The 11,411-nt window shown below is 54.2% G+C and carries 16 protein-coding genes; 7 read left to right on the plus strand and 9 right to left on the minus strand.

Features of this window, described 5'->3' with window-relative positions; translation table 11 throughout:
- Together R6U41_RS03650 and R6U41_RS03655 are read right to left on the minus strand one after the other, a co-directional pair.
- The coding region (locus tag R6U41_RS03650; protein ID WP_410268476.1) for a hypothetical protein at positions 1-402 on the minus strand (402 nt) is incomplete at its 3' end.
- Positions 402-1,046: a lactate utilization protein gene (locus R6U41_RS03655; protein ID WP_410268477.1), complete on the minus strand. Its 645-nt coding sequence runs from the start codon at positions 1,044-1,046 to the stop codon at positions 402-404. The genes R6U41_RS03650 and R6U41_RS03655, both read right to left, overlap by 1 nt.
- 326 nt (positions 1,047-1,372) lie before the next feature.
- On the opposite strand from R6U41_RS03655, the gene R6U41_RS03660 reads away from it, so the two are divergent.
- Complete coding sequence (locus tag R6U41_RS03660; protein WP_410268478.1) at positions 1,373-2,008, plus strand: helix-turn-helix domain-containing protein; 636 nt, start codon at positions 1,373-1,375, stop codon at positions 2,006-2,008.
- 172 nt (positions 2,009-2,180) lie between these two features.
- On the opposite strand, the gene R6U41_RS03665 is transcribed toward R6U41_RS03660, so the two are convergent.
- The 4 genes from R6U41_RS03665 to R6U41_RS03680 form a co-directional block, all read right to left on the minus strand.
- Positions 2,181-3,092, minus strand: a complete 912-nt coding sequence (locus R6U41_RS03665; RefSeq protein ID WP_410268479.1) for a thiamine pyrophosphate-dependent enzyme — start codon at positions 3,090-3,092, stop codon at positions 2,181-2,183.
- 79 nt (positions 3,093-3,171) lie between these two features.
- On the minus strand, positions 3,172-4,365 hold the full coding sequence (locus R6U41_RS03670) for a pyruvate ferredoxin oxidoreductase (RefSeq protein WP_410268480.1): 1,194 nt from the start codon (positions 4,363-4,365) through the stop codon (positions 3,172-3,174).
- Between the two features lie 4 nt (positions 4,366-4,369).
- Entirely contained in the window at positions 4,370-4,717 is a 348-nt protein-coding gene (locus tag R6U41_RS03675) for a 4Fe-4S binding protein (protein WP_410268481.1), read from the minus strand.
- Positions 4,717-5,280, minus strand: coding sequence for a 2-oxoacid:acceptor oxidoreductase family protein (locus tag R6U41_RS03680; protein ID WP_410268482.1), 564 nt, complete (start codon positions 5,278-5,280; stop codon positions 4,717-4,719). The genes R6U41_RS03675 and R6U41_RS03680 overlap by 1 nt, the downstream gene beginning before the upstream one ends.
- 257 nt (positions 5,281-5,537) lie before the next feature.
- Between R6U41_RS03680 and R6U41_RS03685 the strand changes: the two genes are divergently transcribed.
- Positions 5,538-5,954 (plus strand): hypothetical protein, encoded by a 417-nt coding sequence (locus R6U41_RS03685; protein ID WP_410268483.1) that lies wholly within the window; start codon positions 5,538-5,540, stop codon positions 5,952-5,954.
- A gap of 20 nt (positions 5,955-5,974) precedes the next feature.
- Here R6U41_RS03685 and R6U41_RS03690 read toward each other — a convergent pair whose 3' ends face one another.
- Positions 5,975-6,778, minus strand: coding sequence for a sterol desaturase family protein (locus R6U41_RS03690; RefSeq protein ID WP_410268491.1), 804 nt, complete (start codon positions 6,776-6,778; stop codon positions 5,975-5,977).
- A gap of 78 nt (positions 6,779-6,856) precedes the next feature.
- Between R6U41_RS03690 and R6U41_RS03695 the strand changes: the two genes are divergently transcribed.
- Positions 6,857-7,546: a TIGR04282 family arsenosugar biosynthesis glycosyltransferase gene (locus R6U41_RS03695; RefSeq protein ID WP_410268484.1), complete on the plus strand. Its 690-nt coding sequence runs from the start codon at positions 6,857-6,859 to the stop codon at positions 7,544-7,546.
- A 32-nt stretch (positions 7,547-7,578) separates the two neighbouring features.
- Positions 7,579-8,295 carry a TIGR04283 family arsenosugar biosynthesis glycosyltransferase gene (locus R6U41_RS03700; protein WP_410268485.1) on the plus strand — a complete coding sequence of 239 codons (717 nt, stop codon included), beginning with the start codon at positions 7,579-7,581 and terminating at the stop codon, positions 8,293-8,295.
- Between the two features lie 70 nt (positions 8,296-8,365).
- On the opposite strand, the gene R6U41_RS03705 is transcribed toward R6U41_RS03700, so the two are convergent.
- Both R6U41_RS03705 and R6U41_RS03710 read right to left on the minus strand, forming a co-directional pair.
- On the minus strand, positions 8,366-8,848 hold the full coding sequence (locus tag R6U41_RS03705) for a cache domain-containing protein (protein ID WP_410268486.1): 483 nt from the start codon (positions 8,846-8,848) through the stop codon (positions 8,366-8,368).
- Between the two features lie 36 nt (positions 8,849-8,884).
- Positions 8,885-9,454: an acetate uptake transporter gene (locus R6U41_RS03710; protein WP_410268487.1), complete on the minus strand. Its 570-nt coding sequence runs from the start codon at positions 9,452-9,454 to the stop codon at positions 8,885-8,887.
- 384 nt (positions 9,455-9,838) lie between these two features.
- Between R6U41_RS03710 and R6U41_RS03715 the strand changes: the two genes are divergently transcribed.
- The 3 genes from R6U41_RS03715 (at position 9,839) to R6U41_RS03725 (ending at position 11,193) form a co-directional block, all read left to right on the plus strand.
- Positions 9,839-10,366 carry a DUF3365 domain-containing protein gene (locus R6U41_RS03715; RefSeq protein WP_410268488.1) on the plus strand — a complete coding sequence of 176 codons (528 nt, stop codon included), beginning with the start codon at positions 9,839-9,841 and terminating at the stop codon, positions 10,364-10,366.
- 381 nt (positions 10,367-10,747) lie between these two features.
- Entirely contained in the window at positions 10,748-10,993 is a 246-nt protein-coding gene (locus R6U41_RS03720) for a hypothetical protein (RefSeq protein WP_410268489.1), read from the plus strand.
- A gap of 23 nt (positions 10,994-11,016) precedes the next feature.
- A complete protein-coding gene (locus tag R6U41_RS03725; protein WP_410268490.1) occupies positions 11,017-11,193 on the plus strand; it encodes a hypothetical protein in 177 nt (58 codons plus the stop codon).
- The last annotated feature ends 218 nt before the right edge of the window (positions 11,194-11,411 follow it).

Raw genomic sequence — 11,411 nt, forward strand, 5'->3', positions numbered from 1 at the left:
TTTCTGGGTGGCGCACAAATACCAGGTGCAGATCCAGGGGCGGCTGGTTCTGGCAAGAAGACAGCCCCGGGGGCCGAGAAAGGCACAGGGCATTTGGCTGTGTTTTTTGGGGTTTTGAACCGGCAGGGGCAGGCCGGCGGCGTGGAGAAACAACAGGTCTTTTAAGTCAAACCAGATATCTGCAGACAGGCAGCAGGGCTCTGGGCAGAACGTGCAGGTTTTTGCGCACAGGTCCTGGTATAGAAAATCCAGTTGCTCCAGGCCGGCCCGGATATGGCCGGCTGTTTCAATCAGCAAATCCAGACGGCCCGGGTGTTTTTCAAAAATGTGTCTGACAGAGAAATTGGCCGCCTGCCAGCATTGCCGCCGGTGCCAGGGCGGGCCTGCGCACTGGCGGGTCATTAAAATCCCAGGCTCTGGTTTACCAGCACCACGGTTACATCGGTCATCATGGGCTTGCGGTGCAGGATCGCGGTGATCCGGCAGATGCGCTGGGGAGAATTGCAGTCCGTGCAGATGCCGGTCTCCGCGCACGGAGTGCTCATGTTCAGGCTCTTGGCGCGCATGGGTGCGGCCACCTCCCGGATCCGGCGCAAAGCTCCGTCAAGGTCCACGGCCACCTTGTTCATGCCTGCCACGATAATCACCTTGGGGCATCCGAATGTCATGGCATTGGTCCGGTTGCCGACCCCGTCCACGTTCACGATCTCACCGGTGGCGGAAATGGCGTTTGCGCTGCAGATAAAGCAGTCGCAGCGGCCCTGTTTGAGGCGAAGCGACAGGTCTGATTCCTCGGCGACCGGCTCCCAATGGTCGTAGACGGTTTTACCCATTGCGCCAAGGGCATTGGGAAGGTCTATGGCCCGGGCCGTGGCGGATCCGCCGAAACCAAAGCTTTCATAATCCTTGATCAGTTCAAGGATCAGGTCCCGGGCCTCGTCTGCATTGTTGACAAAGTGACCGGCAAATCCGTGCTTTTTGAGATTCTCCAGGGTCTGATGACCCAGCTTTTCCCACAGCCAGGCGTGGTATTGGGTATCGGTCATTATGTGTCCCTTTTTGCAGTTTGATAAGCCTGTAAAAAGTTTTTTTACAGGCAGTGTTAAGTTTTAAGTGATTAAGTATTAAGTAATATCAATAAGTTATTTTTTTATTGGTTGTCGGTTATAGAAGTTTCCGGATTTTTTAAATACACATATATCACAGCAGCGGGGTCAATGACAACACAGCCGGCAAAACGCCCCGTATTTTCACGGGCCGGATGTTTTTGGGATTTGACGGTCCCGGTCGGTTTTGGTAAGAAAGAGATTCAGGCAGTTGAACAGGGAGTCTATCCCATTGATTCGGGCATATTTGCCAAAGGAGCCATGACATGGTCGAACATGAAAAACCAGCCGGGTACAAGGACCGCTATGAAGTGCTGACCGGAAACATCGAGCACGGTGCCGGCGCAGTGGACCTTGAGGCCATTGGCGACCGGATCCGCAGCATCCGGGAGGAAAAGGGGATTTCCTATGATGAAATCTCGGCACTGACGGGTTTTGACGTCGATACCCTGACCCGGATCGAGGCCAATGAGATTCAGCCCCAGCTCGGAACCCTGGTAAAACTTTCCAAGGCCCTTGACAGCGCGTTTTCAAGGCTGCTGTCCGGGGTGGGCAACCGGCTGTATTCCGTGACCCGCAAGCATGAGCGCATGCCCGTGACCCGGTCCACATCCACCAGGGGCCGCAAGCTCTATTCCTATCAGAGCTTGGCCCCGGAAGTGCAGGGCCGGCACATGGAGTCTTTGATCGTTGACCTGGAGGAAAATCCGGACAAGGAAGTCTCTGTTCACGAGGGCGAGGAGTTTATCTTCGTGCTCGAGGGCACGGTGCTGGTGAGAATCGAAAAAGACGAGTTTGAGCTGGAGCCCGGCGACAGCGTGTATTACCTGTCAACTACGCCCCACATGGTGGCGGCCAAAAAGGACCGGGCCAGGATTCTGGCAGTTCTCTACGAAGGATAGCTCCAGGTATGATGGCACCGTAAAAGTCCAATATCTGCGTTACGCGCAATTTCTCAGAATTTGGCGTACGGATAAGTACGCTGCATTCTTCGAAATTGCGCAAGCCTTGATCTCGAACTGTTTACGGCACTATCTTGAATCAGACTTTCTTGAAAATTTTTCAGTTTGGGTTTCAGCAGATGCCCTGGGCGACTTTTTCATAAGCCGCCCATTTTTCGTCCACTTCCGCCTGCAGGACCCGGATTTTTTCCTCGTCCATGCCCTTGAACCGGTTTTGAGTGGCAAAATAGTCGGCCACCGGTTTGCGCTTTTTGCCCAGCATTTTTTCCGAGGCGCCTGTTAGGCGAAACTGTCCCTTTTCCCGCTCATAGAGATCAAACAGCCCGGTTTCCACGGCCATGCGGCCGATCTTGACGGTGTAGCGGGGAGAAAATCCCCAGCCGGCCGGACACGGCGTGTGCACGTGGATGTACTTGGGCCCGGGAATGCTTTTGGCCTTTACCACCTTGTCGTAAAAATCCAGGGGATAGGCCGCTGATGCGGTGGCCACGTAATCGATGCCGTGGGCCGCGATAATGGCGGGCACGTCTTTTTTCCGCTGGTGCTTGCCGGTAAACGGGGTGGTGGTGGTCAGCACGTGCTGGGGCGTGGTGCCGGAGCGCTGGACCCCGGTGTTCATGTAAGCCTCGTTGTCATAGCAGATAAAGATAAAGTCCTCGCCCCGCTCGCATGCCCCGGACAGGGCCTGGAGGCCGATGTCACTGGTGCCCCCGTCTCCGGCCCAGGCCGCCACCTGGACATCCGGCCGTTTCTGGGCCCGCATGGCCGCCAGCACGCCCGTGGCCGCAGCCGCGGTTGACGCGAAGGTGACGTTTAAGCAGGGCAGCTGGGTTGAGGCAATTGGGTAGAGTCCCTGGAGCACGGTCAGGCAGCTGGGCGGGACCACGAGGATGCTGTCTCTGCCCAGGGCCTTTAAACCGGTTTTGTAGACGATACTTAACCCGCAGCCCGCGCATGCCCTGTTGCCCGGGTGCACGTATTCTTCTTCGGGCAGATTGAGGATGGTGGTTTTTTTTGTGGCCATGATATATCTATCCTGAATAAATTAGCTGTTGTTATGCGTCAAAGCCTTGCCGCACAAAAGGTTCCGCCTGCAACGGGACTTACAGTTTCAGGCCGATAAAATCGGGATCATGCGGCTTGCTTTGATTTTCACTGCATGCGGTTTTTACGGCCTGGTACAGATCCCGGGTCCGGATTTCCCGGCCGCCGAGGCCTAGGATGAAATTGCGGATCTTCGGGGGGTTCTCTGTGCCGTAAAGCGCTGCCTTTATATCTGAAAACAGCGGGCCTTCATAGCCGTAGCTCAGGGCTTTTTCAAACACGAACACGTTTTTTCTGCCGCCCAGGGCTTCGGCCACGGCCTGGTCCGGAAAGGGCCGGTACAGGCGCAGGCCGCAAACGCCCACGGAAACGCCTTCCTTTCGAAGTTCGTCGACCACGTCGCGCATCTGGTAAGACAGCGAGCCCATGCAGGCCACAACATGCTCGGCATCATCGCAGAAATAGGACTCGATAAAGGGCTGGCCCCCGCGGCCGAAGACGTCCTTGAATTTTGCGTCCGTGTCTGCGGTTACATCAATGGTCCGGCGCAGATCCGTGTGCAGGTTGTGCCGGATCTCCATGTAGCCTGGCGCGGTGTTGCCCCGCACATCGGGCCGGGGCTCGGGCAGGGTGACCGTGTTGAGGTTGGCCGGGCATTGGGGGTTTAATGCCCAGTCCGGGGCAAACGCGGGCAGAAACTTTTCAACGTCCGCCTGATCCGGGATGTCAAAGGGCATGTAAGTGTGCGACAAAATATAGCCGTCATAGCAGACCATTACGGGTGCGCGAACGGTTTCGGCAATGGCAAAGGCCTGGATCACCGTGTCGATGATCTGCTGATGATCGCAGCAATAGAGCTGGATCCAGCCGGTGTCGCGCTGGCTCATGGCATCCTGGTGATCGTTCCACACGGTCCAGGGTGCGCCGATACCCCGGTTGACAACACACATGACAATGGGCAGGCGTGCGCCCGCAGCCCAGTGGAGCTGCTCGTTCATGTAGAGCAGGCCATTTGCGCTGGTGGCGGTAAAGGCGCGCGATCCGGCGCTGGATGCGGCAATGCAAACGGACAGGGCGGAATGCTCGCTTTCCACCGGGATGTACTGGGCATCCATTTCCCGGGAATCCACCAGTTCCGATAGTTTTTCTGTTAAAGGCGTCTGCGGGGTAATGGGGTAGGCGGCCACCACCTGGACGCCGGCCAGTTTGACCCCCATGGCTGCTGCAACATTGCCCGCTTCGATAATATGCATGAGCTTACTTTTCCTCCATGAGAATCAGGGTTTCCTCCACCATTGTAATGGCGTCGGCCGGGCATTCCTCGGCGCAGATCTCGCATCCCTTGCAGTATTCATAATCAATGGTGGGCGGGATGGTTTTGGTGATCACCCCGTCAGGGCAATACAGCCAGCAGTTAAAACAGGCCGCCTTGTTGCGTTTGGCCGGGATGCACTTGTCCAAATCAATGACCGGGCGCAGCACCCGCCATGATCCGGTCCGCCCCCCGTCGCCGGGTCCGGGCTCGCTGTGGGATGTGCGGCAGGCAAATTTTTCCTGCTCTTTGGGATCATTGCCGGAATTGCCGGGATTTTTCACGTCATTCATCAGGCCTCTCCAATCAGCGTATGCGCATGGGTCATGCGGGCGGCTTCAGCGTTTTTCTCCGGGTTTTTCCCGGCAAACTCTGCTTCGATGGCCCCGGCCAGGGTATCCATGTCAAGGAGGCCGGAGGCTTTGGCAAATGCGCCGATGATGCCGGTATTGACAATTCCCGTGGGCAGCCCCGCGTTGGCGGACATGGTGGTGACATCCGCAGTGGCGATTTTCATTCCCGGAAAATTAAAGGTTTCCGGCGGCCTGGGCGAGTTGATGATAATCAGCCCTCCGGGTTTGAGCCCGGCAGCCACGTCCACTTCTTCCACCAGAAGGTGATCGAGCACAAGCACCATGTCCGGCTCCGTGATGGGAGACAGGTCATAGATTTTGTTTTTTGATATTTTCAGGGAGGTCAAAACGGGTGCGCCTCTTCGTTCCGTGCCAAAGGTCGGGGCCATGACCACCCCGCTGTAGCCTGAAGTAAAGGCGGCATTGGCAACGATCTTGGCCGCCGTGATGGCCCCCTGGCCGCCTCGGCCATGCCATCGGATTTCGATGATGTCGTCTCGCATGATTCCTGCTTGTTTTTTTATGGTTGATGATATGGGTGATAAAAACTCAAATTTTTTACACTTACCATACTTGACGTAAAAGTAAATTATTTTTTGATGAGGCTTTTACAGGCGTATCATTTTTAAGCGAAACATAAAATAAGACGGGGTTCAGAGGGTTGCAATAAAAGAATTGTGGCATGGTGTTTGCTTGTTCGGGGCGATGCTCAGTTTGGGTTGGAATGGATTGACAACATGACCGCCAAAGGAGGATTGGCTTGAACAACAAGGGGTATTGTCTGGTATTTGAGGGCAGGGCCGTTTCCGGCTTTGACCGCCGCGAGGTGATAGAGCTGCTCTCCCGCCGCCTGGGGAGGGACCCGGAAAGCATCGGCCGATTGTTCTGTGATAAGCCTGTTACAGTCAGAAAGGGGCTGGATCGGGAAAAAGCCTTTGACCAGCAGGAGGTTTTTACCCGGCTGGGGGTCTGCTGCCGGGTGGAACCGCCTGAAAGCCCACCTGAAAACCCCGATGAAAGCGATCCTGAGGTTGATTCTGTATCCTCGCACACCCGTTGCCCGAAATGCGGCAATGATCTGACAAAATTTGTCACTCCTGTTGAGGATTGTCCGTACTGCGGGATCATTATTTCCAAGTATCTTAAAAAGCGACAGCAATCTGCTGTGCGCGCCTGATCAGCTCCAAAACCGGCACGTCAGCGCTCGTAGCGGGAAGCCGGTACAACAAGCATCCATCCAAGTTTTAGCCATTTGGGGTCCCGGTAATTGGCCAGGCCGATTTTCATGGCCTCGTGGCCGGCGGCCGGCTGGTCAATGTAGGTGCCAAACAGACGGTCCCACCAGGAAAGATTGAATCCGAAATTGCTGTCGGTTTCCCAAATGAGTACCGAATGATGCACCCGGTGCATGTCCGGGGTCACGATAAACCGCCGGATCCAGCGGTCAGCGCCAAGATTCATGTTGATGTTGCTGTGGTTAAACATGGAGGTGCCGTTTAACAGCACCTCAAAGACCACAACCGCCCATGCGGGCGCGCCCAGGGCGACCACAAGTCCCATTTTCAAGGCCATGGAGATAATGATTTCAAGGGGGTGAAACCTTGCGCCCGTGGTGACGTCAATGTCGAGATCCGTGTGATGCATCCGGTGAAGACGCCAGAAAATCGGAACCTTGTGAAAGATTACGTGCTGTATGTAAATGGCCAGATCCAAAACAAGCACCGATAAAAGTCCGCTGATCCATTCCGGCACGGGCAGTGTGTTAAACAGCCCCCATCCTTTTTCAGCCGCCAGCAGGGCAGTGCCCGCGGCTGCTGCCGAAAACACCAGTCTCACCGCAAAAGTGTTTAAAAAGGTCAAAATCAGATTGTTGGTCCATCGTGTCGGCTTGCTTTGCTGCAGCACCCGGCGGGGGGCTTTTGCCTCCCATATGGCCATGGCGGAAAAGATCCCCAGAAAAAATCCGAGCCGGATCATTGTTGCATTGTCGAGAAGAAGCATGTTCACTGTGTTAAAAAACTCCTTTGCGGTGTTTTGACAACCAATGGCTGGTGGTTATTTATTGTAATAAGACCAATCATGAAAAAATTCAATCCACAACACTGTATTATCGTTTTTGTCAAGGCCCCGGTGGAGGGCCTGGTCAAGACCCGGCTGGCGGGATGCCTTGGCGCGCGCGGGGCGTTGCTGCTGTATCGGGCGCTTGCAGAGGATGTCCTGGGGGCTGTCTGCGCCATGGATTGCCAGGTGCGCGTTTTTTATTATCCCGCAAATCATCAGGACATTGTGCGCGGCTGGCTGAGAGACCATATTGCCCTTTATGTGCAGCAGGGAGCGGATCTGGGCCAACGCATGCATCACGCGCTTTGCTGCACTGCAGCCGATGGCTTTGACCGTATCGTCCTGGTGGGCGTGGATATTCCGGGGCTTGATGAACAAATCCTCAAAAGCGCTTTTTCGGCCCTGGAAACCAGCCCCGCGGTTCTCGGCCCGGCAAAGGATGGCGGATATTATCTGGTGGGGTTTCGGTCCGGCAGTATTTTTCCGAAGGCGTTTGACGCCATTGACTGGGGTTCTTCAGACGTCTTTGAACAGACCCTGAAACGCTTTGAAAAAAAGGGACAGCGTCCGGCGGTACTGCCTGTTCTCACCGATATTGACACCCCTGAAGACCTCCGGGGCCTGGCAGTGCAACTGGCAGGTGGTGGCGGTTTTCAGGACCGGCTTTTGCACACCCGGGATGTGCTCGGGCAGATGAAGATCGTCTGAAACCTGAAAACAGCAAATCTGTGCGGGAATATATGAAAAATACCAAAGATTTCCGGATTCTGCTGCCCCCGGTGGTTTCAATCATCGTGCCGGTTTTAAATGAGCAGGAAACCATAAACCGCACAATCCGGCATCTGGCCTGCGCGTGCAGGGGATTCAACGTTGAGATCATCATCGTTGACGGAGACCCGGCAGGCTCCACCATCAATGGTCTTGACACCAATCAGGTCATCACCCTTGTTGCCCCGGCCGGGCGGGCCTCCCAGATGAATGCCGGGGCAAAAGCCGCCAGCGGCGGCATCCTGCTTTTTCTCCACGCAGACACCCATCTGCCGGCAGGGGCCATGGGTGATGTGATCAGAACCTGCCGCCGGCCGGAGATTGCCGCAGGCGCGTTTTCCCTTGGCATCGCCGGTTCAAAAAGAATCTTTCGCCTGATTGAAATCCTGGCCAATGTCCGCTGCCGCCTGACCCGCATTGCCTACGGCGATCAGGCCGTGTTTGTCAAAAAACGGGTTTTTGAGCAGATCGGCGGATTTGCCCATATCCCGATCATGGAAGACATCGGGATCATGCAGCGCTTAAAGAAAAACCGGCTGGCAATCCGGCTGATCCCAAAGCCCGTGAAAACATCTGCCCGGCGCTGGGAAAAAGAGGGCCTGATTTACGGCATTGTCCGCAACAACCTGCTTTCGTGTCTGTATTATGCGGGTGTAAAACCTTCAGTGCTCAAGAGGTTCTATAAATAGACAATCTGAAACCGGCATTGATCCGGGGTGCCGGCAGCACCCCGGATCAGAACAGCGCCGCTTTTGTTTGTCAATACATCATTCCGCTGACGTAAACCCCTGCGCCCACAAACAGATCCGTATCCGGTACCCGGTAGATGTAGGTGATCTTTTTGTGCGGGGTGGATTTGCCGGGCTTGGGCCACATGTATTCCACCCAGCCTTCACCCCGGCTGCGGGCCAGATTGACGAAATGCACGAAAAGGGCTTTGTCTGTTGGGTCGGTTATCAGCAGCACATGGTCCCTTTTGGTCAGTTCGGGCTTGAAGGGATGGGCCAGCATTTTGCCGTCCAGATCCATGAGAAAGACATATGAGTCCTTCCAAACAAACGGTCCCCGCTGGTCGCTGATTTTTTCAACAGCTGCATCCACGCCCTTGGAGTTGATCAGGGCTGCGGCCTCCCGGCACATTTCCACGCATTCTTCCTTGGTTGCCGGTTCGGCGGCTGCCGCCGGAAAGGCCAGCAGCACGGCAATCAGTATGGTTGCGAGATAATAAGCACGACGGGTCATGGCTTCACCTCCTGGTGATAAAAGTTTAGAGCGGTTTTATTGGATCCAGGGTTTGCCCACGGGCAGCACGTCGCGGCCAAAGACCTGGGCGTAAATGACATGGGCCATCATGTACAGGGCCGAAGCAGCGCAGGCCATCAACTCGTAGCCGGCGATCACCGTGAACTGGTCGTAGCCGAAATGGGCAATGTCTAAAAGGATAAAACCGATTAAAAGCAGGGTGAATGTCACGGCCATGGCCGAGTGAATCCGCATGGCCGGAATCCACATGATAAAGGTGTAAAGGGTCCAGCAGATCAGAAACCAGCCCACGTCCTCGCTGCTGGCATGATAGACATTGAAGTGGTTGAGCATGAAAATGATGCCCAGCGAGATCCAGAAGGCCCCGTAGGAGCAAAACGCGCTGAAGCCGAAATTGTTTCCCACATTGAATTCCAGGTATCCGGCAATGAGCTGTGCCAGTCCCCCGAAAATAAAGGCCAGGGCCAGCACGGGGCCGATCCCGCACCAGCCGACATTATGGAACTGAAGAATCAGGGTGGTAATGCCGAATCCGGCGAGACCGACAACCGCCGGGTTCCCTTTGGGCGCATCTGCCTGGGCCATGTGTGTCCTCCTTGCTTTGTAAAGGGGTGGAAAGGAAAAGGTTGATAAAAAATATGGTACAGCCTAATGTTGACAGTTTTTCTAGTAGAATGATTGTTACTATATTGTATTGAGTTTAATCATGAGAATGCTGTTTATGTAATTAAACGCTTCTATATCAGAGCATGATTTTTCTGTAAAGAAAAGTTGGAATGAAACGGGATAAAAATTTCAGGCGCAAGCCCGGATGGAATCGGTTCAGAGAAAAAACCTGTCTATTGATTTTATTTTTGTTTGCGTGTGAACTATGCGGTTACTTGTCTTGATATAATATTTCATAAATACAAATATTTATGTTTTTTATTGGCATATAAGAGGGTTGCCTGACACATGCATCGAAGATCCATGAAAACCAGGTTTTATTTTGGCGCGGGCTGCCTTCTTTTTGTTTTCTGCGGGGCTTTTTCCCTTGTTCAGTACTTTGCCCTGTGCAATATCGTCATTGTCGACGTGTATCAGAATAGGGAAATTTTCATCGGCACGGCCAGTGCCACCCGAAATTACGTCAAGGACCTGCTGCGGCCGCACATGGTGGAGCTGCTTTCGCCCGAGGCCTTTTTGCCCGAGGCCATGTCCACCTCGTTTGTCAGCCGCGAGGTCTTAAACGGCCTGCGCGATCGGTTCCCGGATTTTTCTTATAGGCGTGCGGCCCATAATCCGAAAAATTACATGAACATGGCTGATTCATTTGAGATGGAAAAGCTGCGATGGTTTCGCAATCATCCGGATACCAACGAGTGGCGCGGCATCATTGAAAAGGACAACAGGGCCTATTTCACCCGCATGAAAGCCATTTACGCCGAAGCCCAGTGTCTCAAATGCCACGGCAGCCCCGGCCGGGCCCCGGCTGGAATACAACGGGCAAAGCGATGAACTCGAACAGGTGAAATGGGCTTTTGAGGACGTGGCCTCGGATCTTAAGCTCACCCATGACGGCCTGCGGGCATTTACATGATGCTTACAGAACCGGTCATAGGCCGGTAAAAACCGTTCGCAGTCCCCATTTTTTCAATCCCGGATGACGCATCAAAGCGGAACTGCCACCTTCAGGCGGCAGTTCCGGAAAAGGCAATGGCAGCTTTTGCTTTAAATTCGATAAAATCAAATATCTAAAAATAGAAATGCAATTTGGCACCTTTATTGCTTATAAGAGCGGCGAAAAATTGTAACCCTATAATCCGTGTCTGTTCAGCCATGCCGGGCAGGCACCTCATTTTTTATTTCAATTTTCCAGGAGGAGAAATCAGCACAACCGTGGGCACCCCCAAATGGGTCATGCCTGCGGTGCAGACCGAATATTTCATCAAAACCGGCCTTGTGCTGCTGGGCGCGGAAATCCTTTTCGGAAAGATTTTTTCCATTGGCATTCCCGGAATCTTTGTGGCCTGGGTGGTTACGCCCACGGTGTTGATCACCACAACAAATCAAATGACCCGGGCCCGGGCGCAGGCGTTGAAAATGCGCCCGGAGGTCTTCGGGGTGTTGCCGGGCTTCTGGTAAGCATTGCGGCGATTCTCGTGTTTATGTTCTATCTGGGCCCGGCCCTGGAACAAGGCGCGTGGATCAAGCCCATGGCCGATTTCATCGAGGAGCGAAACATTGATGGCGCCGAAAAGTCCAATATCTGCGTTACGCGCAATTTCTCAGAATTTCACGTACGGATAAGTACGCTGCATTCTTCGAAATTGCGCAAGCCTTGATCTTGAACTTTTTACGGCGCCATCTGAAATCAGACTTTTTACGGTGCCATCAAACATTGAATCCAGCATGTATTTCTACACTGAGGTCGCAGAGTTCTCCGATGCCCGGTTAAACTGGGAGCACACCATGACCTATGCTCCCCGGGCGTTGACAGAACCGGCGCTTTGCCCATAAAATCCTCCCTCAAACGACCGGGCGGCAAATTTGCCGCCCGGTC

Source organism: Desulfosalsimonas sp. (assembly GCF_046483245.1).
Lineage (GTDB): Bacteria > Desulfobacterota > Desulfobacteria > Desulfobacterales > Desulfosalsimonadaceae > Desulfosalsimonas.

Coding starts and splice junctions, on each gene's coding strand:
- R6U41_RS03655 (WP_410268477.1), bottom strand. CDS start 1,046: ATGACCGATACCCAATACCACGCCTGGCTGTGGGAAAAGCTGGGTCAT.
- R6U41_RS03660 (WP_410268478.1), top strand. CDS start 1,373: ATGGTCGAACATGAAAAACCAGCCGGGTACAAGGACCGCTATGAAGTG.
- R6U41_RS03665 (WP_410268479.1), bottom strand. CDS start 3,092: ATGGCCACAAAAAAAACCACCATCCTCAATCTGCCCGAAGAAGAATAC.
- R6U41_RS03670 (WP_410268480.1), bottom strand. CDS start 4,365: ATGCATATTATCGAAGCGGGCAATGTTGCAGCAGCCATGGGGGTCAAA.
- R6U41_RS03675 (WP_410268481.1), bottom strand. CDS start 4,717: ATGAATGACGTGAAAAATCCCGGCAATTCCGGCAATGATCCCAAAGAG.
- R6U41_RS03680 (WP_410268482.1), bottom strand. CDS start 5,280: ATGCGAGACGACATCATCGAAATCCGATGGCATGGCCGAGGCGGCCAG.
- R6U41_RS03690 (WP_410268491.1), bottom strand. CDS start 6,778: ATGCTTCTTCTCGACAATGCAACAATGATCCGGCTCGGATTTTTTCTG.
- R6U41_RS03695 (WP_410268484.1), top strand. CDS start 6,857: ATGAAAAAATTCAATCCACAACACTGTATTATCGTTTTTGTCAAGGCC.
- R6U41_RS03700 (WP_410268485.1), top strand. CDS start 7,579: ATGAAAAATACCAAAGATTTCCGGATTCTGCTGCCCCCGGTGGTTTCA.
- R6U41_RS03705 (WP_410268486.1), bottom strand. CDS start 8,848: ATGACCCGTCGTGCTTATTATCTCGCAACCATACTGATTGCCGTGCTG.
- R6U41_RS03710 (WP_410268487.1), bottom strand. CDS start 9,454: ATGGCCCAGGCAGATGCGCCCAAAGGGAACCCGGCGGTTGTCGGTCTC.
- R6U41_RS03715 (WP_410268488.1), top strand. CDS start 9,839: ATGAAAACCAGGTTTTATTTTGGCGCGGGCTGCCTTCTTTTTGTTTTC.
- R6U41_RS03725 (WP_410268490.1), top strand. CDS start 11,017: ATGTTCTATCTGGGCCCGGCCCTGGAACAAGGCGCGTGGATCAAGCCC.